General features: G+C 68.0%; 16 protein-coding genes and 1 pseudogene. 11 read left to right on the top strand and 6 right to left on the bottom strand.

The annotated features are described in order from the left end of the window. Positions 1–178: 178 nt before the first annotated feature. Positions 179–1,357 (bottom strand): acetyl-CoA C-acetyltransferase, encoded by a 1,179-nt coding sequence (locus tag F0357_RS12125; RefSeq protein WP_153481798.1) that lies wholly within the window; start codon positions 1,355–1,357, stop codon positions 179–181. Positions 1,358–1,759: 402 nt separating this feature from the next. Between F0357_RS12125 and phaR the strand changes: the two genes are divergently transcribed. From phaR to F0357_RS12100, 5 genes are all read left to right on the top strand, one after another. Continuing rightward, positions 1,760–2,389, top strand: coding sequence for a polyhydroxyalkanoate synthesis repressor PhaR (phaR, locus tag F0357_RS12120; protein ID WP_153481795.1), 630 nt, complete (start codon positions 1,760–1,762; stop codon positions 2,387–2,389). A 69-nt stretch (positions 2,390–2,458) separates the two neighbouring features. Then, positions 2,459–2,893 carry a GlcG/HbpS family heme-binding protein gene (locus F0357_RS12115; protein ID WP_153481789.1) on the top strand — a complete coding sequence of 145 codons (435 nt, stop codon included), beginning with the start codon at positions 2,459–2,461 and terminating at the stop codon, positions 2,891–2,893. 15 nt (positions 2,894–2,908) lie between these two features. After that, positions 2,909–3,196, top strand: a complete 288-nt coding sequence (locus F0357_RS12110; protein ID WP_153481786.1) for a YciI family protein — start codon at positions 2,909–2,911, stop codon at positions 3,194–3,196. Positions 3,197–3,207: 11 nt separating this feature from the next. Beyond that, positions 3,208–3,621, top strand: coding sequence for an EVE domain-containing protein (locus F0357_RS12105; RefSeq protein WP_153481784.1), 414 nt, complete (start codon positions 3,208–3,210; stop codon positions 3,619–3,621). Beyond that, the gene (locus tag F0357_RS12100) at positions 3,618–4,286 is read left to right on the top strand and encodes a class I SAM-dependent methyltransferase (protein ID WP_153481781.1); all 669 of its coding nucleotides are present in this window, start codon (positions 3,618–3,620) and stop codon (positions 4,284–4,286) included. Before F0357_RS12105 ends, F0357_RS12100 begins: the two co-directional genes overlap by 4 nt. 26 nt (positions 4,287–4,312) lie before the next feature. On the opposite strand, the gene F0357_RS12095 is transcribed toward F0357_RS12100, so the two are convergent. Further along, positions 4,313–4,522 (bottom strand): type II toxin-antitoxin system VapB family antitoxin, encoded by a 210-nt coding sequence (locus tag F0357_RS12095; protein WP_153481779.1) that lies wholly within the window; start codon positions 4,520–4,522, stop codon positions 4,313–4,315. A 249-nt stretch (positions 4,523–4,771) separates the two neighbouring features. Between F0357_RS12095 and acs the strand changes: the two genes are divergently transcribed. The 3 genes from acs (at position 4,772) to F0357_RS12080 (ending at position 7,421) form a co-directional block, all read left to right on the top strand. Next, positions 4,772–6,718 (top strand): acetate--CoA ligase, encoded by a 1,947-nt coding sequence (gene acs, locus F0357_RS12090; RefSeq protein ID WP_153481777.1) that lies wholly within the window; start codon positions 4,772–4,774, stop codon positions 6,716–6,718. A gap of 164 nt (positions 6,719–6,882) precedes the next feature. Further along, positions 6,883–7,131, top strand: a complete 249-nt coding sequence (locus F0357_RS12085) for a type II toxin-antitoxin system ParD family antitoxin (protein WP_153481775.1) — start codon at positions 6,883–6,885, stop codon at positions 7,129–7,131. Further along, entirely contained in the window at positions 7,128–7,421 is a 294-nt protein-coding gene (locus F0357_RS12080) for a type II toxin-antitoxin system RelE/ParE family toxin (RefSeq protein WP_153481766.1), read from the top strand. Before F0357_RS12085 ends, F0357_RS12080 begins: the two co-directional genes overlap by 4 nt. A 122-nt stretch (positions 7,422–7,543) precedes the next feature. On the opposite strand, the gene acnA is transcribed toward F0357_RS12080, so the two are convergent. Further along, on the bottom strand, positions 7,544–10,243 hold the full coding sequence (gene acnA, locus F0357_RS12075; protein WP_312861560.1) for an aconitate hydratase AcnA: 2,700 nt from the start codon (positions 10,241–10,243) through the stop codon (positions 7,544–7,546). An 878-nt stretch (positions 10,244–11,121) separates the two neighbouring features. Between acnA and ccmA the strand changes: the two are divergent. Together ccmA and ccmB are read left to right on the top strand one after the other, a co-directional pair. After that, positions 11,122–11,751 (top strand): annotated as a pseudogene (gene ccmA, locus F0357_RS12070) (heme ABC exporter ATP-binding protein CcmA); the annotation flags it as partial. A gap of 43 nt (positions 11,752–11,794) precedes the next feature. Then, the gene (gene ccmB, locus F0357_RS12065; protein ID WP_153481763.1) at positions 11,795–12,466 is read left to right on the top strand and encodes a heme exporter protein CcmB; all 672 of its coding nucleotides are present in this window, start codon (positions 11,795–11,797) and stop codon (positions 12,464–12,466) included. A gap of 14 nt (positions 12,467–12,480) precedes the next feature. On the opposite strand, the gene F0357_RS12060 is transcribed toward ccmB, so the two are convergent. Next, positions 12,481–13,839: an Nramp family divalent metal transporter gene (locus tag F0357_RS12060; protein ID WP_153481760.1), complete on the bottom strand. Its 1,359-nt coding sequence runs from the start codon at positions 13,837–13,839 to the stop codon at positions 12,481–12,483. Positions 13,840–14,279: 440 nt separating this feature from the next. Then, on the bottom strand, positions 14,280–14,933 hold the full coding sequence (locus tag F0357_RS12055; RefSeq protein ID WP_153481757.1) for a carbonic anhydrase: 654 nt from the start codon (positions 14,931–14,933) through the stop codon (positions 14,280–14,282). Between the two features lie 184 nt (positions 14,934–15,117). Between F0357_RS12055 and F0357_RS12050 the strand changes: the two genes are divergently transcribed. Beyond that, positions 15,118–16,632, top strand: coding sequence for an esterase-like activity of phytase family protein (locus tag F0357_RS12050; protein ID WP_153481755.1), 1,515 nt, complete (start codon positions 15,118–15,120; stop codon positions 16,630–16,632). A gap of 179 nt (positions 16,633–16,811) precedes the next feature. Here F0357_RS12050 and F0357_RS12045 read toward each other — a convergent pair whose 3' ends face one another. Continuing rightward, positions 16,812–18,485, bottom strand: coding sequence for an MFS transporter (locus F0357_RS12045; RefSeq protein ID WP_153481753.1), 1,674 nt, complete (start codon positions 18,483–18,485; stop codon positions 16,812–16,814). Positions 18,486–18,758: the final 273 nt, after the last annotated feature.

Raw genomic sequence — 18,758 nt, 5'->3', positions numbered from 1 at the left:
TCGTTGGGCCGGCTTCGTCTCGAGCCCCGGCCGCGCTCCGTCAAAGTCACGGCACGGCGAGGCGAGACGGATCGAGGCGGGACGATCCGGCGAATGCCGGACCGGGGGAGAGCCGGCGGGGCGCCCCCGCCGGCCCAAAGTCATCGGGTCGGAACGCGCCCGGCGCTTCGACGCCGTTTCAGAGCGCTTCCACGCACATGGCGATACCCATGCCGCCGCCGATGCAGAGCGTGGCGAGGCCCTTCTTGCCACCGCGGCGCTTCAACTCGTGCAGCAGGGTGACGAGCACGCGGGCGCCGGATGCGCCGATCGGGTGGCCGATCGCGATCGCGCCGCCGTTGACGTTCACGATCGCCGGGTTCCAGCCCATGTCCTTGTTGACGGCGCAGGCCTGGGCGGCGAAGGCCTCGTTGGCTTCGACGAGGTCGAGGTCCTCGACGCTCCAGCCGGCGCGGGCGAGCGCCTTGCGGGACGCAGGGATCGGGCCCGAGCCCATCACCGCCGGGTCGACGCCGGCGGTCGCCCACGAGGCGATGCGGGCGAGCGGGGCGAGGCCGCGGCGCACAGCTTCGGCCTCGGTCATGAGCACCGCGGCGGCGGCACCGTCGTTGATGCCGGAGGCGTTGCCGGCCGTCACCGTGCCGTCCTTGTCGAAGGCCGGGCGCAGCTTGGCGACCGCCTCGAGGGTCGCACCGGCGCGAATGTACTCGTCGTCCTCGACGATCTTGTCGCCCTTGCGGTCCTTGATGGTGATCGGGACGATCTCGTCCTTGAAGCGGCCGGCGGCGCGGGCGGCCTCGGCCTTGTTCTGAGAGGCGACCGCGAAGGCGTCCTGCTCGTCGCGGGTGATCTGCCACTGGCGGGCGACGTTCTCGGCGGTGACGCCCATGTGGTAGCCGTTGAAGGCGTCCCACAGACCGTCCTTGATCATCGTGTCGATGAGGCTGAGGTCGCCCATCTTGTGGCCGGCGCGCAGATAGGCGGCATGGGTCGCCTGACTCATGCTCTCCTGGCCGCCCGCCACGACGATCTCGGCGTCGCCACCGGCGATCTGCTGAAGGCCGAGCGCGACGGCGCGCAGACCCGAACCGCACACCTGGTTGAGACCCCAGGCGGTCGTCTCCTTCGACAGGCCGGCACCGATCGAGGCCTGACGGGCCGGGTTCTGGCCCTGGGCGGCGGTCAGCACCTGGCCGAGAATGACCTCGCTCACCTCTTCCGGGGCGACGCCCGCGCGCGCCACCACGTCCTTGATCACCGCGGCGCCGAGCGCATGCGCCGGCAGCGTCGAGAGCGATCCGTTGAAGCTGCCGACCGGCGTGCGCGCCGCGCTGGCGATGACGATGGACTGACTCATATCGCTCTCCGTCTCCTCCTGCCGCCCTCGGCGGGCGGGAACGCCTTTCGGAGCGTCGGGCGACGCTCACCTGCGGTTGTTCTTCCGATCCTATCCGGCCCGAGATCGACTGCGATCTGAGCGAGATCAAATCTGAAGCGCTTTGTTGTCGTCCGCGTGACTCGACCGTGTCGTCGACAACCACCTCGGGAGAGACGGGCGCTCCCCCTCCAAAGCCGATGGAAGCCCCGCCCGGGAAGACAAGTCAACCGGGGCGTTCGCCCATCCCGAACTTCGGGACGCGACCCGTCGGCGATGCGGAAAGCGGTGGCGGGACGCGCCATAAGCCCCTATCGTGACGGCGATTGTGGCGGTGCCGCACGTTCGCGTGCCACCGGGGAGGAGCCGAGAGCGGAAGCGGCGATGGCAAAGTCCGAAGAAGCGACGATCATCAAGAAGTACGCCAACCGCCGGCTCTACAATACCGGCACCAGCACCTATGTGACGCTCGAAGACCTCGCCGAGATGGTCAAGGACGGCGAAGATTTCGTCGTTTTCGACGCCAAGACCGGCGAAGAAATCACCCATTCGGTGCTGACGCAGATCATCTTCGAGCAGGAGACCAAGGGACACAATCTGCTGCCGATCTCGTTTCTGCGGCAGCTTATCCGGTTCTATGGCGATTCCATGCAGAACCTGGTGCCGAGCTATCTCGATTTCTCGATCTCTTCGCTGTCGCGGGAGCAGGACCGCTTCCGCAACCAGATGGGCTCGGCCTTCGGCACCACCGCGTTCGACGCCATCGAGGATCAAGTCCGCCGCAACACCGAGATGTTCGAGCGGGCGATGCGGATGTTCCTGCCGTTCGGCACCACGGGCCCGACCGGCGCGGAACCCGCGGCCCGGGGCGAGACCGATGCGAAGCCGGCCGCCGCCGCACCGGCCGCCCCGGCCGCCCCGGCCGCCGATCTCGACGACCTGAAGCGCCAGCTTTCGGACATGCAGCGGCAGATCGAGGCCATCGCCGGCGTCAAGAAGCCGGGCGAAAGCTGACGCGCCTCCCGCGCTCGCAGCGATTGCACCGCACGCTGCGGCCGCGATGATGTTCCCGATGGAGTAACGATGTCCGACCTGACGCTCGTCGATGCCCAGAGCATCGTCAATGCCGCTCTCGCGAAGGGCGGCGAACTGGGCCTGAAGCCGATCGCGGTCGCAGTGCTCGATGCCGGCGGCCAGCTCAAGGCCTTCGCCCGGCAGGATGCGCCCGCGATCCTGCGCGCCGACATCGCGATCGGCAAAGCCTATGGGGCGCTGGCCGTCGGCCAGGGCACCCGCTGGCTGAACCGCACCGCGTTGGAGCGGCCGCATTTCCTCGTCGGCCTCAGCGGCGTCTCCGACGGCAAGATCATTCCGGTGATCGGCGGCGTCCTCATCAAGACCGAGAGCGGCCGCGTGATCGGCGCCGTCGGGGTGTCCGGCGACACCTCGGAGAACGACGAGGTCTGCGGCATCGCGGGCATCGAAGCGGCCGGCTTCGTCGCCGATCCGGGCGCCTGAGAGGAAGCCGATCCCATGCTGTTCGTCGCAAGCTGCCTCGACAAGGCGGACCATCTCGAGGTCCGTCTCGCCAACCGCCCCGACCATCTCGCCTGGCTCGACGGCCACCGCGACGCGGTGCGCCTCGCCGGTCCGTTCCTCGACGCGGCCGGTGAGAAGCCGGTCGGCTCGATGCTGATCATCGAGGCGGCGAGCGCCGCCGCCGTCGAAGCCCTGCTCGCCGAGGACCCCTATGCCAAGGCCGGCCTGTTCGCTTCGGTCGAGATCCGCCCCTGGCGGATGACGATCGGCGCGATCGCCTGAAAGGGACGGTCATGGCGCACTGGCTCTACAAGTCCGAGCCCTTCAAGTGGTCGTGGGATGCCCAGGTCGCCGCAGGCGCGACGGGCACCCATTGGGACGGCGTGCGCAACCACGCCGCCAAGCTGAACCTGATCGCCATGAAGACCGGCGATCGGGGGTTCTTCTACCATTCGAACGAGGGCAAGGAGATCGTCGGCATCGTGGAGGTGATCCGCGAGGCCTATCCCGATCCGTCCGACCCGACGGGGAAGTTCGTGATGGTCGATCTCAAGGCCGTCGAACCCCTGAAGCGCCCGGTCTCCCTCGCCGAGATCAAGGACGAGCCGCGGCTCGCCGAGATGGCGCTCCTCAAATATTCCCGCCTTTCGGTGCAGCCGGTCACGGACGCCGAGTGGGACATCGTCCTGGAGCTCGCACGACAATGATCGAACCCCGGCCGGCCTCCCTCGATCCGGCCGGGTTCATCCGCGCCAACACGGTGCTCCAGGCGCCCCCTCATGTGCCTGAGGTCCGCCTGCACCTCGCCGACGAGGCGATGAGCCTGTGGGAGCGCACCGAGGAGGCGCTCGAAGAGCTCGGCCTGCCGCCGCCATATTGGGCCTTCGCCTGGGCCGGCGGACAGGCGATCGCCCGCTACGTGCTCGACCACCCGGAGGTCGTTCGGGATAAGCGCGTGCTCGATTTCGCCTCGGGCTCCGGAATCGTCGCCATCGCGGCGATGCAGGCGGGCGCCACGGCGGTCACCGCGACCGAGATCGACATCTTCGCCCGCACCGCCATCGCCCTCAACGCAGCGGCGAACGGGGTGAGCGTCACCGCCTCCGGCGCGGACGTCACCGCGGCGCCCGCCGGCGCCTTCGACGTCGTTCTCGCCGGTGACGTGTTCTACGAAAAGCCGATGGCGGAGCGCGTGCTCGCCTGGCTGGAGCGCGAGCTCGAGGCCGGCACCGTCGTGCTCGTCGGCGATCCCGGCCGCTCCTATCTGCCGAAGGACCGCCTCGAGGCCGTCGCCGAATACCGCGTCCCGGTGATCCGTGCGATCGAGGATTCGGAGGTCAAGCACACCCGGGTGTGGCGCTTCCGGCGCTAGACGCGGCGGAGCCACTTACGCGTGCATCACTCAGGGTCGGACGAGCGCGGATCGCGAAGGACGCCGAGGTCGCCCTGCCAGCCGATGCCGGCCAGCTTGTCGAGCGCGCGATGGCGCTGCGACTGCTCGACGAGCGCCCGCAAGGCCGCCTCCACGACGGCGGTCGCCGTCTTGAGCCCGGTCAATGTCATCGCCTCGCGCATGAGGCTTTCATCGAGTTCGATGTCGGTCCGCATCACACGCCTCAATCTGTAGACTTCGCTCAATCCCTCCACCAAGGTCCGCGCGACACCATGCCGAACTGGGGATTCTGCGACCAAAGACGGAGCGCAACGGGGCCGGGTTGTGCTGGACGGTGATTTCGAGCCGGCGCATATAATCACGCCAATTCAAAACAATGCCCGCCGGTGGCCGCCTCCCCCCTCGATGGATCGAGACGCGGTTCCCACCCCGGCCGGGCGCCAAAGGAGGTCGAGGAGGACGCCATGAGCGAGACGCTGATCCCCATCCATGCCGACGCGGCGGCCCGCACGGCGGTGACCGAGGCCCGCTATTTCGAGCTCTACGAGCGCTCGGTGAAGGACCCGGACGGCTTCTGGGCCGACGAGGCGAAGCGGCTCGACTGGATCACGCCCTTCACCAAGGTGAAGAACACCTCCTACGATTACCACAACGTCTCGATCCGCTGGTTCGAGGACGGCGCGCTCAACGTCTCGGCGAACTGCGTCGACCGCCACGCCGCCGCCCACGGCGATCGCCCGGCGATCATCTGGGAAGGCGACGACCCGACCGTCTCGCGCACCATCACCTATGCCGAATTGAAGGACGAGGTCTGCCGCTTCGCCAATGTGCTGAAGGCGCACGGCGTCAAGAAGGGCGACCGCGTCACCATCTACATGCCGATGATCCCCGAGACGGCGTTCGCGATGCTCGCGTGCAGCCGCATCGGCGCGATCCACTCGGTGGTGTTCGGCGGCTTCTCGCCGGATTCGCTGGCCGGCCGCATCGAGGATTGCGGCTCGACGGTGCTCATCACCGCCGACGAGGGCCTGCGCGGCGGCCGCTCCGTGCCGCTCAAGGCCAATGCCGACGCCGCGCTCGAGAAGGCCTCCGGCATCCGCAGCGTCATCGTGGTGCGCCGCACCGGCGGCAACGTCGCGATGCAGGCCGGCCGCGACGTCTGGTATCACGACGAGGCGGCCAAGGTTTCGACCGACTGCGCGCCCGAGGCGATGAATGCGGAGGACCCGCTGTTCATCCTCTACACCTCCGGCTCGACCGGCAAGCCCAAGGGCGTGCTGCACACCACCGGCGGCTACCTCACCTATGTGACGTCGACCTTCTCCTACGTGTTCGATTACCAGCCGGGCGAAGTGTTCTGGTGCACGGCGGACGTCGGCTGGGTTACCGGGCACTCCTACATCGTCTACGGGCCGCTCGCGAACGGCGCGACGACGGTGATGTTCGAGGGCATCCCGACCTATCCCTCGCCGGCGCGCTTCTGGCAGGCGATCGACAAGCACAAGGTCAACATCTTCTACACCGCGCCGACGGCGCTGCGGTCGCTGATGGGCGCGGGCGATGCCCACGTCACCGGCTCGTCGCGCCAGTCGCTGCGCCTGCTCGGCTCGGTCGGCGAGCCGATCAACCCGGAAGCCTGGCTCTGGTATTACAACGTGGTCGGCGAGCGGCGCTGCCCGATCGTCGACACCTGGTGGCAGACCGAGACGGGTGGCACGCTGATTTCGCCGCTGCCTGGCGCGACGCCCCTGAAGCCGGGCTCGGCGACGCGGCCTTTGTTCGGCGTGCAGCCGGCCCTCGTCGACGGCGAAGGCAACATCCTGACAGGTGCGACGGAGGGCAACCTCGTCATCCTCGATTCCTGGCCCGGCCAGATGCGCACGGTCTACGGCGACCACGAGCGCTTCGTGCAGACCTATTTCTCGACCTACAAGGGCATGTACTTCACCGGCGACGGCTGCCGGCGCGACGCCGACGGCTATTATTGGATCACCGGCCGCGTCGACGACGTGCTCAACGTCTCCGGCCACCGCCTCGGCACGGCGGAGATCGAATCGGCGCTGGTGGCGCACCCGAAGGTGTCCGAGGCCGCGGTGGTGGGCTATCCCCACGACCTCAAGGGCCAGGGCGTCTATGCCTACGTGACGCTGATGGGCGGCATCGCCCCCTCCGACGAGCTCAAGAAGGAGCTCGTCCAGTGGGTGCGCCGCGAGATCGGCCCGATCGCCTCGCCGGACCTGATCCAGTTCAGCCCCGGCCTGCCGAAGACCCGCTCCGGCAAGATCATGCGCCGCATCCTGCGCAAGATCGCCGAGGATTCCTTCGACGCGCTCGGCGACACCTCGACCCTCGCCGATCCGGCGGTGGTCGACGACCTCATCGAGAACCGGATGAACCGCAAGGCGGGGTGAGAAGCACGACCGTCCTTCTTCCCTTCAATGAGGTCACGGGCTCCCCTCTGGGAGCCCGTTTCCGTTCCGGGCTGATAGGGTCCTCGCGGGAGCGGCCTTGCTCCCATCGGTCGCCCTCATCATATTGATTCCGGATCGATGGCCGGGAGCGAGAAGGAGCGTCCATGGCCCGCAACACCTCCGTCACGCTCGGCGACCATTTCGCCGATTTCATCAGCGATCAGGTGCAGGCTGGCCGCTACGCCTCGGCGAGCGATGTCGTGCATGCCGGGCTGCGGCTTCTCGAAGAGCACGAGACGAAGGTGAAGGCCCTCGAGGGCGCCCTGATCGCTGGGGAACAATCCGGTGAGCCCGAACCCTTCGATTTCGAGGCCTTCAAGGCGCGCAAGCGCGCCGAACACGAAGGCAAATGAAAAGCCTCGCCTTCTCGCCGGCCGCGGCGGCGGATCTCGAACACATCTGGGACTACAGCGCCGCGCGTTGGGGCGTCGATCAGGCGGACCGCTACACGGACGAGATCCGAGATGCCTGCCGCGATCTCGCATCGGGCGACAAACGGGGCCGGACGGTCGATGTGCGCCCCGGTTATCTGAAATGCGCGACGGGAACCCACATGATCTATTTCCGTGATCGTGGCGACCGGCTGGAGATCATGCGGATCCTGCACCAGAGGCAGGACGTCGACCGCAATCTTCCCTCGTAGCAGCGCCCCGCGCGACCGCCTCGTGGCTCGTGCATAGCCATATCCCCAAACAAAAATGCCCCAGCTCACGCCGGGGCATTCGATGTCGTCGGAACCTGGCGGCTCGGCCAGTCCCGGCCCGCTTACGCGGCGAGCTGGCGCAGAACGTATTGCAGGATGCCGCCGTTGCGGAAGTAGTCGAGCTCGTCGAGGGTATCGATTCGGCAGATCAGCGGAACGACCTTCGTCGTGCCGTCGGCGAACGCGATCTCGGCGTTCAGGATCTGGCGGGGCTTCAGGTCGCCCTCGATGCCCTGGATGGTGACGATCTCGTCGCCCTTGAGGCCCAGGGTCTGCCAGCTCGTGCCCTCTTCGAACACCAGCGGCAGGATGCCCATGCCGACCAGGTTCGAGCGGTGGATGCGCTCGAACGACTGGGCGATCACCGCCCGCACGCCGAGCAGGTTGGTGCCCTTCGCCGCCCAGTCGCGCGACGAGCCGGTGCCGTATTCGCGGCCGGCGAAGATGACGAGGGGCACGCCCTCCGCCTTGTACTTCATCGCCGCGTCGTAGATCGGCATCTCGGTGGCGTCCGGCTGATGCAGCGTGAAGCCGCCTTCCTTGCCGCCCAGCATCTGGTTCTTGATGCGGATGTTGGCGAAGGTGCCGCGCATCATGACTTCATGGTTGCCGCGGCGGGTGCCGTACTGGTTGAAGTCCTGCGGCCGCACCTGATGGGAGATCAGGTACTCGCCCGCCGGCGAGGTCGCCTTGATCGAACCGGCCGGGGAGATGTGGTCGGTGGTGATCGAGTCGAGGAACAGGCCGAGCACCCGGGCGCTCAGGATATCCGTCACCGGCTTCGGCGTGGCGCTCATGCCGACGAAGTAGGGCGGGTTCTGAACGTAGGTCGAGCTGTCCTGCCAGGCGTAGGTCTGGCCGGCCGGGGCCTCGATCTTCTGCCAGTTCTCGTCGCCCTTGAAGACGTCGGCGTACTTCTCCTTGAACATCTTGCGGGTGATGTTGTCGCGGATGAACTCGGCGATCTCGGCGTTCGACGGCCAGATGTCCTTGAGGAAGACCGGCTTGCCATCCTCGCCCGTGCCGAGCGGCTCGGTGGCGAGGTCGATCTGCAGCGAACCGGCGATCGCATAGGCGACGACGAGCGGCGGCGAGGCGAGATAGTTCGCCTTCACGTCCGGATTGACGCGGCCCTCGAAGTTGCGGTTGCCGGAGAGCACCGCCGCGGCGACGAGATCGGCCGTGTTGATCGCCTCGGAGATCTCGGCCGCGAGCGGGCCGGAATTGCCGATGCAGGTGGTGCAGCCGAAGCCGACCAGGTTGAAGCCGAGCTTGTCGAGGTCCTTCTGGAGGCCCGACTTGTCGAGATATTCGGCGACCACCTGGCTGCCGGGGGCGAGCGAGGTCTTCACCCAGGGCTTCGACTTGAGGCCCTTCTTCAGCGCGTTGCGGGCGAGCAGGCCGGCCCCGATCAGCACGCTCGGGTTCGAGGTGTTGGTGCAGGAGGTGATCGCCGCGATGACGACGTCGCCGTGGCCGACGTCGAAGCCCTTGTCGGCGACCGGCTGGCGCTTCGCCGCCTCACCGGGCTTCTTGAATTCGCCTTCGAGGGCGGCGAGGAAGCCGGCCTTGGCGGCCGAGAGCAGCACGCGGTCCTGCGGGCGCTTCGGGCCGGCGAGCGAGGGCTCGACGGACGCGAGGTCGAGCTCGAGGGTGTCGGTGAACACCGGATCGGGCGTCGACTTGTTGCGGTACATGCCCTGGGCTTTGGCATATTCCTTGACGAGGTCGATGCGGTCACCGTCGCGGCCGGTCTCGTCGAGATAAGCGAGCGTCTCCTTGTCGATCGGGAAGAAGCCGCAGGTCGCGCCATATTCCGGCGCCATGTTGGCGATCGTCGCCCGGTCGGCGAGCGAGAGGTGGTCGAGGCCTTCGCCGAAGAACTCGACGAACTTGCCCACCACGCCCCTCTTGCGCAGCATCTGGGTGACGGTGAGCACCAGGTCGGTGGCGGTGATGCCCTCACGCAGTTCGCCGGTGAGGCGGAAGCCGATCACCTCCGGCACGAGCATCGAGATCGGCTGGCCGAGCATGGCCGCTTCCGCCTCGATGCCGCCGACGCCCCAGCCGAGCACGCCGAGGCCGTTCACCATCGTGGTGTGGGAATCGGTGCCGACGAGGGTGTCCGGGAACGCGTAGGTGACCTTCTCGCCGTCTTCCTTCTCGGTCTTCGTCCAGACGGTCTGGGCGAGATATTCGAGGTTCACCTGGTGGCAGATGCCGGTGCCGGGCGGCACCACGCGGAAATTGTCGAACGCCGACTGGCCCCACTTCAGGAAGCGGTAGCGCTCCTGGTTCTGCTCGTATTCACGCTCGACATTGTGCTTGAGCGCGCTCTTGTCGCCGAAGAAATCGACCACGACCGAGTGGTCGATGACGAGGTCGACCGGCACCAGCGGATTGATCTTTTCCGGGTTGCCGCCGAGATTCTTCATGGCATCGCGCATGGCGGCGAGGTCAACCACCGCCGGCACGCCGGTGAAGTCCTGCATCAGCACGCGGGCCGGGCGATAGGCGATTTCGCGGTCGGAGCGGCGATCGACCGCCCAGGCGGCGACGGCGCGGATGTCGTCGGCAGTGACGGTGCGGCCGTCCTCGAAGCGCAGCAGGTTCTCGATCAGCACCTTGAGGGAGAAGGGCAGCGTCGAGAGGCCAGCGAGGCCGTTCTTCTCGGCGTCCTTCAGGCTGAAATAGACATAGTCCTTCTTGCCGACGGACAGGACCTTGCGGGATTTGAAGCTGTCGAGCGATGGCGTGGACACGGCGTGCGTTTTCCTCTGTTCGAATCGCGCCCGAAGGTCGGCGGGAGGCGAGGCGGAGCCGGGCCTTCGGGGCGGCAGGCGATCATTTTCCGGCAGACGGCGCAGGGGAGCGGCGCGACGGGCCGGAGCGGGGTGAGGCGTGCGTGAACGAAGAAGCCGGCGCAGGAAGCGCCACGGGGACGGCAAGGCGACAGGACCGGGACCGGTCCGCTCGACCGTTCCGCCTCGAACCGGAGACGGGCCGGACGATCCGGCTTCGACGGGAGCACACCTCTATGGCCATCGCGACGAAGCGTCGTCGCGCGTTGGCCTCGATATAGCTCATCGCGGAACCGGATTCCAGCATTCTGGAATCGCTCGAAGCGGTGGCGTGGGCGGAGGTCGGCGTCGCACGATGGCATCCCACGGCCCTCGCCCTTGCGGCGCGGTGACGCGGGGTCGGCCCCGCCGCGGCGCCTCTCGCCGGGCGATCGGTGGCGCGACGCACGGGGCGTGCTATCGGTAAGCGATCGTTCGTCCCCGGTCCGCCGCCGCGGCCGCCTTCGCGGAGAAAATCCCCTGCTTTCCGTCCGCCCGTCCGTGCCGACGCAGATCGGGTCCCCGTTCGCGGGGGAACCGGCCGCGCGGTCGTGCATGCGGCAGCCCCACCCCGGCGCTTCGCGCCACCCCTCCCCCTGGCAGGGGAGGGGCAAGGCGGCGAGCGGCGATGGCAACATGGTCCATACTCGGCGCCTCGGGTCCCTCCCCTGCCAGGGGAAGGGACAGACCGGCGCAGCCGGTCAGGGTGGGGCCTCGCCCGGCGCGGCTTGGTGCGCGAGCGTAGCTTGGCCCGGGAGGGCAGCTTGGTGCGGAAGCGCGGCATGGCGCGGGAGGGCGGCATGAGCCGGGCCGTGACGGCGATCGAGGGGCGCGGGCTGACGATCGTGCGCGGCGGACGGCTCGTGATCGACGATCTCGGCTTCCGGATCGGCGCCGGCGAGGCGCTGATCGCGACCGGCCCGAACGGCGTCGGCAAGTCCACGCTCCTGCGCGCCGTCGCCGGGCTGTTGCCGCTCACCGCCGGGCAAGTCACCCTCGAGCGGAGTGGCGGCGGGCCGACGGGCGACGACGAGCCGGTGGCGACGCTGATGCACTATCTCGGCCATCTCGACGCCCTGAAGCCGGCCCTCACCCTCGAGGAGACGCTCGCCTTCTGGAGCCGCTTTCTCGGCGGCGGCGCGCCGTCCGAGGCCGGGATCGAGGCGGCGCTCGAGGCCGTCGGGCTCGCCGACCTGATCGACCTGCCCGCCGGCTATCTCTCGGCCGGCCAGCGGCGGCGGCTCGCCATCGCCCGGCTCCTCGTCGCGCCCCGGCCGATCTGGCTGCTCGACGAACCGACCGCAGCGCTCGACGCCGCCTCCGAAGCGACGCTCGGGCGGCTGATGGCGGCCCATCTCGCCGGCGGCGGCCTGATCCTCGCCGCGACCCACCTGACGCTGCCTGGCATCGCCCCGCGCACCCTCGCCCTCGCGACGCCCGTCTTCGAGGCGCCCGCCTTCGGGGGGCCGGCTGATGGTCTCCGCCCTCGCCGCCCTTTATCGCCGCGAGCTCGCGCTCGCCGTCCGCATCGGCGGCGGTGCCGGCATCGGCATCCTGTTCTTTCTCGCGGTCGTCACCATCGTGCCGTTCGCGATCGGGCCGGACCTCAATCTGCTCGCCCGCATCGGCCCGGCGGTGCTCTGGATCGGGGCCCTGCTCGCGACCCTGCTCGGGCTCGACCGGCTGTTCCAGGGCGACCGAGAGGACGGAACGCTCGATCTCCTCACCATGGGCGCCGCGCCGCTCGAACTCGTGGTGCTCGTCAAGGCGCTCGCTCACTGGACGACGACGGGCCTGCCGCTCGCGATCGCGGCGCCGGTGCTCGGGCTCTTCCTCAACGTGCCGCCGGCCGGGCTCGGCGCCACCGCCATCACCCTTCTCGTCGGCACCCCGGCGCTCACGCTGATCGGAGCGATCGGCGCCGCGCTCACCGCGGGTCTCCGCCGCGGCGGCCTGCTCATCCCGGTGTTGGTGCTGCCCTTGACGATCCCGACTCTGATCTTCGGCGTCTCGGCGGCGGCCGCGGCGATCGCCGAACCGGATCCGTTCTGGCCGCCCTTCTTCATTCTCGCGGCCTTGAGCCTGTTCGCGCTCGTCGTCGCGCCGTTCGCCGGCGCGGCCGCGCTGCGCGCCGGCGAGGGCTGATTCCCTCGCGGCCTTCAGGCCGCGCCGAAGAAGGTGTCGGCGAGCAGCTTGACGTTGAGCACGATGATGATCGCCGCGATCACCCAGGCGGTGACCTTGAGCACCGGGCCGATCGCGAACGAGCCCATCTTCGTGCGGTCGGAGACGAACGACACCAGCGGCACCACGGCGAACGGCAACTGCATCGAGAGCACCACCTGGCTCAAGACCAGCAGCTTCGCCGTGCCGCTCTCGCCATAGAGGGCGGTCACGATCACGACCGGCACGATGGCGAGGCCGCGGGTGATGAGGCGACGCACCCAGCCCGGCAGCCGCAGCCGCAGGAAGCCCTCCATGACGATCTGGCCGGCGAGCGTCGCCGTCACCGTGGAATTGAGGCCCGAGGCGAGCAGCGCGACCGCAAACAGGGTCGAGGCGATGCCGACGCCGAGCATCGGCGAGAGCAGGGCGAAGGCGTGCTCGATCTCCTCGACGTCGGTGCGGCCGTTGGCATGGAACACCGCGGCCGAGAGGATCAGGATCGCGGCATTGATGAAGAGCGCGAGCATCAGCGCGATGGTCGAATCCGTCACCGCGAAATTGAGCGCGGAGCGGCGGCCGTCGTCGGTGCGCTCATAGGCGCGCGTCTGCACGATCGAGGAATGGAGGTAGAGATTGTGGGGCATCACCGTCGCCCCGATGATGCCGATCGCGAGATAGAGCGCGGCCGGGTCGGTCACCACCTTGGCCGAGGGCAGGAAGCCCTTCGCGATTTCCGCGATCGGCGGCGCCGCGAGCACGATCTGCACCGCGAAGCAGACGAAGATGACGGTGAGCAGCGAAATCACGAAGGCTTCGAGGGCGCGGAAGCCGCGGTGCATCAGCAAGAGGATCAGGAAGACATCGAGCGCGGTGATCAGCGCGCCGACGATCAGCGGAATGCCGAACAGGAGATTGAGCGCGATCGCCGTGCCGATCACCTCGGCCAAGTCGCAGGCGATGATCGCCGTCTCGCAGGCGAACCACAGCACCAGATTGACCGGGCGCGGATAATGGTCGCGGCAAGCCTGGGCGAGGTCGCGGCCGGTCACGATGCCGAGCCGGGCGGCGAGCGCCTGAAGCACGATCGCCATCAGGTTCGACAGCAGAATGACGCAAAGCAGCGTGTAGCCGAACTTCGATCCGCCCGCGAGGTCGGTCGCCCAGTTGCCCGGGTCCATGTAGCCGACCGAGACCATGTATCCCGGGCCGGCGAACGCGAGGAAGCGGCGGATCCACAACGCGCCGCGCACCGGAACCGGCACGCTCGCATTCATGCCGGGCAAGCTCGGCTGGTCGTCGGAGACGGCGTACCGCCACGCCTTGCGGCCTCCGACAGGCGCGTCCGAGGGCATGAAATCGACTCCTGAACTCATTCGCACGACCTCGACGGCTTGCGCAGCCCGGCAGAGGCGCCGGCGGGACTGGCGCTTTCCGCATTTGCGACTTAATATCAATTAAGCTCGCTCGCCTGCATCTGTCGAGGGGCGTGAGGCGTCTTTTTGCAAATTAGTCCGAATTCACTCTCGTTTCGTGACAGGACGGCGAGAGGGGACAGATGGCGTCTCTGGATGCCAGGCGAGGATTTGGAGCCGTGCAGCCGCGGAGCCCGTGAGGGCTGACACCCTCTCCTAAGTCATCCGCGGGCTTGTCCCGCGGACCCAGGGGCCGCGAACGCTGTGCATGCCGCCCCTGGGTCCCCGCCACAAGGGCGGGGATGACGACGGAGAGGGCAAGGCGCGACGAGAGCGGCGGGCGCGGCGCGTTGATCGCCGCCGACGACAGAACCGCCCTCTCAGGCCGCTACCGGGACGAAGCGGCCGTCGTCGGCGAGGGCGAAGAGTTCGCCGGTCGAGATGTCGAACCAGGCGCCGTGGATGACGAGCGTGCCGGCCGCCTCGCGCTCCCGCACCCACGGAAAGGTGCGCAAGTTGGCGATCGATTGGCGCACGCTCATGCGCTCGAGGGCAGTCTGCCCATCGATGCCGGCATCGATCGGATCGCAGGCGAGCCGCGCCGCGGCGGGTTCCAGGAGGGTAATCCAGCGGCCGATGAAATCGCCGGGCGACAGCGGCGCCTCGCCCGTCGCGCGAAAGGCCTTGATGCCCCCGCAGCGGCCGTGGCCGAGCACGACCACGTGCCCGATCCCGAGCCCCATCACCCCGAACTCCAGCGCGGCCGACGTCCCGTGATATTCGCCGTCCGGCGCGTAGGGCGGCACCAGGTTCGCGACGTTGCGCAAGACGAACATCTCGCCCGGACCGGCATCGAAGATCGTCTCGGGCGCGCAGCGGGAATCGCAGCAGCTCACCACCATGATCTCGGGCCGTTGGCCGGTTTCGGCGAGGTGGCGATATCGGCTGCGCTCCTCGGAAAGACGACCGTTCGCGAACGCGCTGTAGCCGGCGACGAGCCGCGGCGGCAGGTACGTCCCGGCGTGCTCGCTCATGCAATGTCTCTCCGCTGCCATCGGGCGCAGTGCGTGCTGCAGTGCGGCAACGAACCAGCCTCGGCGGAAGAATGCAACCCCGCATCGCGGGGCGGCATCACGCGGTTGCGATCCCACTGTCACACGATCGCAATGTTGGTTCGCGATGCCGAGGCATCGGCTTCTCTTTCGGGGATGAACAGCTATGCAAGTCGCCAGCTTCCGCCGTGGGCTCGCCCCGGCGTGCGCCCTCATTGCCCTGCTCGCCGCCGGTGCGGTGAACGCCCAGCCGCTCGAGATCGGCGCGCCGCTGCTGTCGTCGGGCACGGGCGACAAGCCGGTTCAGTCCGACGGTCAGGCCCTGCAGAATCTCGGCCTCGTCGGCGTCGCCCGCCTGCCGGCCGACACCGTCGACTTCCTCGGCGACACGCTCGGTTCCATCTCCGGCATGGCGATCGCCCCTGGCTCCTGGAAGAAGGACGGCGAGGGCTACACCGCGCGGCTCTACTCGCTGCCCGACCGCGGCCGCAACTCGCCCGAAGACAACGAATATTCCGATTATGCCGGTCGCCTCGTCGAATATGATCTGAGCTTCGTGCCCGGCAAGTCGCTGAGCCTGAAGCCGACCGGCAAGGGCATCGAGTTCAAGGACTTCAACGGCAAGCCGACGACCGGCGCCGATCCCGGCCCGGGCCTCATAACCGAAGACGGCTCTGTGCTGCCCTCCCCGGCCGAGGGCGCACTCGGCGCCGGCAAGGTCTCGCTCGACGCCGAGGCGGTGGCCTTCCAGCCCGACGGCAGCTTCTATGTCGGCGACGAATATGCGGCCGGCATCTATTATTTCGGCCCCGACGGGCAGATGAAGGGCTTCATCGCCCCCGATCCGGCCATCGCGCCGATGAAGGACGGCAAGCTCAACGACAATTCGGTGAAGGCGCCGGATACCGGCCGCCGCAACAACCAGGGCATCGAGGCGGTCTCGATCACGCCGGACGGCAAGACGCTGGTCGCGGTTCTCCAGAGCGCCACGCTGCAGGATTCTTCGGCCTCCAAGGATCAGGCGAACCGGGCCAACACCCGCATCTTCCTCTACGACATCGCGGAGAACCCGACGCCCAAGGCGCCGAAGGCGGTCTATGCGCTGACGCTGCCGGTGATCGCCTCCAAGGGCGACGGCAAGATCGACAAGACGGCGGCCCAGTCCGAGGTCGTCGCGCTCGACGATCACCGCTTCCTGGTGCTCTCGCGCGACGGCAACGGCCTCGGCGCGAAGCCCGGCGTGCCGGAGGTGTTCAAGGTGATCCTGCTCGTCGACACGACGGGCGCGACCAACCTCGCCGGCACCGAATACGAGACGGGCACGAAGCCCATCGCCCCGGCGCAGGACGGCAAGAACGTGCTCGACCCGGCGATCAAGCCGGTCTCGACCGCCATCCTGCTCAACCTTCTGAACCCCGACGATCTCGGCAGGTTCGGCCTCAACCTCCACAACGACAAGCAGGACGAGAACACCCTGTCGGAGAAGTGGGAGGCGATGGCGCTCGTGCCGGCGCTCGATCCGGCGAAGCCGGACGATTATTTCCTCTTCGTCGGCAACGACAACGACTTCCTGACGAAGAAGGGTGTGATGCAGGGCAAGGCCTACAGCGACAAGATCGACAACCCGACGACGGTCCTCGCCTACCGCCTGAGCCTGCCGGGCATCAAGCTCGGCCACTGAGGCGCAGCCACCGCGGTGCGATCGGTCCGCGGCCGCTCGCCTTCCGAACGCAAGATGGCCCGCCGTAGGGGCACGGCGGGCCATCTCCTTCGCGGTGCGCGCCGTGCGAAGGGGCGCGTCTTGGGAGCTGGAGCGCGCCGCATGCTGCGGCGCCCTCGCCTGACGGCCGGCCGGGCCGATCAGGCCATGATGTCGACGTCCTTCGTCTCGCGCACGAACAGCATGCCGATGACGAAGGTCGCGGCGGCGATCACGATCGGATACCAGAGGCCCGAATAGATGTTGCCGGTGGCGGCCGCGATAGCGAACGTCATCGGGGGCAGGAAGCCGCCGAACCAGCCGTTGCCGATATGGTAGGGCAGCGACATCGAGGTGTAGCGGATGCGGGTCGGGAACATCTCGACGAGCATCGCCGCGATCGGGCCGTAGACCATCGTGACGAAGATGACGAGGACGAACAGCAGCACCGTCGTCATCACGTAATTGATCTGCGCCGGGTCGGCCTTGGCGGGATAGCCGGCGTCGTTGACCGCCTTGGTCATGGCGGCGGTGAAGGCGTCGTTCTTCGCCTTGAAATCGGCCGCCGGCACGCCGTGGCCGTCGAAGCTCTCGATGGTGGTCGATCCGATCTTGATGCTCGCCACCGTGCCGGCGGGCGCATCCTCATTCGCATAGTTCACCGCACGCTTCGCCAGGTACGCCTTGGCGATGTCGCACGACGTCACGAATTTCGAGGTGCCGACCGGGTTGAACTGGAACGAGCACTCGTTGGGATCGGCGACCACCGTCACCGGGGCGCTGGTCTGCGCCGCCTCGAGGGCGGGGTTCGCATAGTGGGTGATCCCCTTGAAGAGCGGGAAATAGGCGAGGGCCGCGATCAGGCAGCCGATCAGGATGATCGGCTTGCGGCCGATCCGGTCGGAGAGGCTGCCGAAGATGATGAAGAACGGCGCACCGATCGCGAGCGCCACCGCGATCATGATGTTCGCGGCGGTCGGATCGACCTTGAGCGTCTGGGTCAGGAAGAACAGGGCGTAGAACTGACCCGTGTACCAGACCACGGCCTGACCGGCGGTGAGGCCGATGAGTGCCAGGATGACGATCTTGAGGTTCGCCCAGTTGCCGAAGGAATCGGCGAGCGGCTGCTTCGAATGCGTGCCCTCTTCCTTCATCCGCTTGAAGACCGGGCTCTCGTTGAGCTGCATGCGGATCCACACCGAGATCGCGAGCAGCAGCACCGAAACGAGGAACGGAATGCGCCAGCCCCAGGCGGCGAAGGCATCCTCACCGATGATGACGCGCGTGCCGAGGATGACGAGCAGCGAGAGGAACAGGCCGAGCGTCGCGGTCGTCTGGATGAAGCTCGTATAGAAGCCGCGCCGACCGTGGGGGGCGTGCTCCGCCACGTAGGTCGCCGCGCCGCCATATTCGCCGCCGAGCGCGAGACCCTGAGCGAGGCGCAGCACGATCAGGATCACCGGCGCCAGGATGCCCCAGCTCGCATAGGACGGCAGAATGCCGACGAGGAAGGTCGAGGCGCCCATCAGAAGGATGGTGATGAGGAAGGTATATTTGCGCCCGACGAGGTCGCCGAGCCGGCCGAACACCAGAGCACCGAACGGACGCACCGCGAAGCCGGCGGCGAAGGCGAGCAGCGCGAAGATGAACGCCGCCGTCTCGTTCACGCCGGAGAAGAACTGTTTGGCGATGATCGCCGAGAGCGAGCCGTAGAGATAGAAATCATACCACTCGAACACGGTGCCGAGCGAGGAGGCGAAGATCACCTTCTTCTCGGCTCCGGTCATCGGCCGTACCGACGTGCCGGCTTTTCCTGTCGCGCTGATGGTCGCCATCCAATGTCCTCCCGAGACCGACGGTCGGCGGACGTCCGGGCGCACGTCGCCGTTCGCCGCCGAGGCGACGTCGGGCAAGCTCCGGAGCGCCGGCGGATCGCCGGTCGTGTTGGTGAAGCGCCGGCCGTCGATGCGGCCGGTCGGGCGGTCCTCCCTCAGGTCCCGACGCCGCCGCCCGCGCCGTCCGGAACCCTCGCCGGCTTCAGCCGGCATTATGTTGCTTGGTCGAGGCGAAGGGTCGCCCACGATGCAAGCACAGATTAGCAAGGACCA

The sequence above is a fragment of the Segnochrobactrum spirostomi genome (genome assembly GCF_009600605.1).
Taxonomy (GTDB): domain Bacteria; phylum Pseudomonadota; class Alphaproteobacteria; order Rhizobiales; family Segnochrobactraceae; genus Segnochrobactrum; species Segnochrobactrum spirostomi.
Note: the sequence above shows the minus strand (reverse complement) of the source record. Positions and strands in the feature narration are given on the sequence as shown.

Coding starts and splice junctions, on each gene's coding strand:
- F0357_RS12055 (WP_153481757.1), bottom strand. CDS start 14,933: ATGAGCGAGCACGCCGGGACGTACCTGCCGCCGCGGCTCGTCGCCGGC.
- acs (WP_153481777.1), top strand. CDS start 4,772: ATGAGCGAGACGCTGATCCCCATCCATGCCGACGCGGCGGCCCGCACG.
- F0357_RS12105 (WP_153481784.1), top strand. CDS start 3,208: ATGGCGCACTGGCTCTACAAGTCCGAGCCCTTCAAGTGGTCGTGGGAT.
- phaR (WP_153481795.1), top strand. CDS start 1,760: ATGGCAAAGTCCGAAGAAGCGACGATCATCAAGAAGTACGCCAACCGC.
- F0357_RS12050 (WP_153481755.1), top strand. CDS start 15,118: ATGCAAGTCGCCAGCTTCCGCCGTGGGCTCGCCCCGGCGTGCGCCCTC.
- F0357_RS12095 (WP_153481779.1), bottom strand. CDS start 4,522: ATGCGGACCGACATCGAACTCGATGAAAGCCTCATGCGCGAGGCGATG.
- F0357_RS12100 (WP_153481781.1), top strand. CDS start 3,618: ATGATCGAACCCCGGCCGGCCTCCCTCGATCCGGCCGGGTTCATCCGC.
- F0357_RS12080 (WP_153481766.1), top strand. CDS start 7,128: ATGAAAAGCCTCGCCTTCTCGCCGGCCGCGGCGGCGGATCTCGAACAC.
- F0357_RS12060 (WP_153481760.1), bottom strand. CDS start 13,839: ATGCCCTCGGACGCGCCTGTCGGAGGCCGCAAGGCGTGGCGGTACGCC.
- F0357_RS12110 (WP_153481786.1), top strand. CDS start 2,909: ATGCTGTTCGTCGCAAGCTGCCTCGACAAGGCGGACCATCTCGAGGTC.
- F0357_RS12045 (WP_153481753.1), bottom strand. CDS start 18,485: ATGGCGACCATCAGCGCGACAGGAAAAGCCGGCACGTCGGTACGGCCG.
- F0357_RS12085 (WP_153481775.1), top strand. CDS start 6,883: ATGGCCCGCAACACCTCCGTCACGCTCGGCGACCATTTCGCCGATTTC.
- F0357_RS12125 (WP_153481798.1), bottom strand. CDS start 1,357: ATGAGTCAGTCCATCGTCATCGCCAGCGCGGCGCGCACGCCGGTCGGC.
- F0357_RS12115 (WP_153481789.1), top strand. CDS start 2,459: ATGTCCGACCTGACGCTCGTCGATGCCCAGAGCATCGTCAATGCCGCT.
- ccmB (WP_153481763.1), top strand. CDS start 11,795: ATGGTCTCCGCCCTCGCCGCCCTTTATCGCCGCGAGCTCGCGCTCGCC.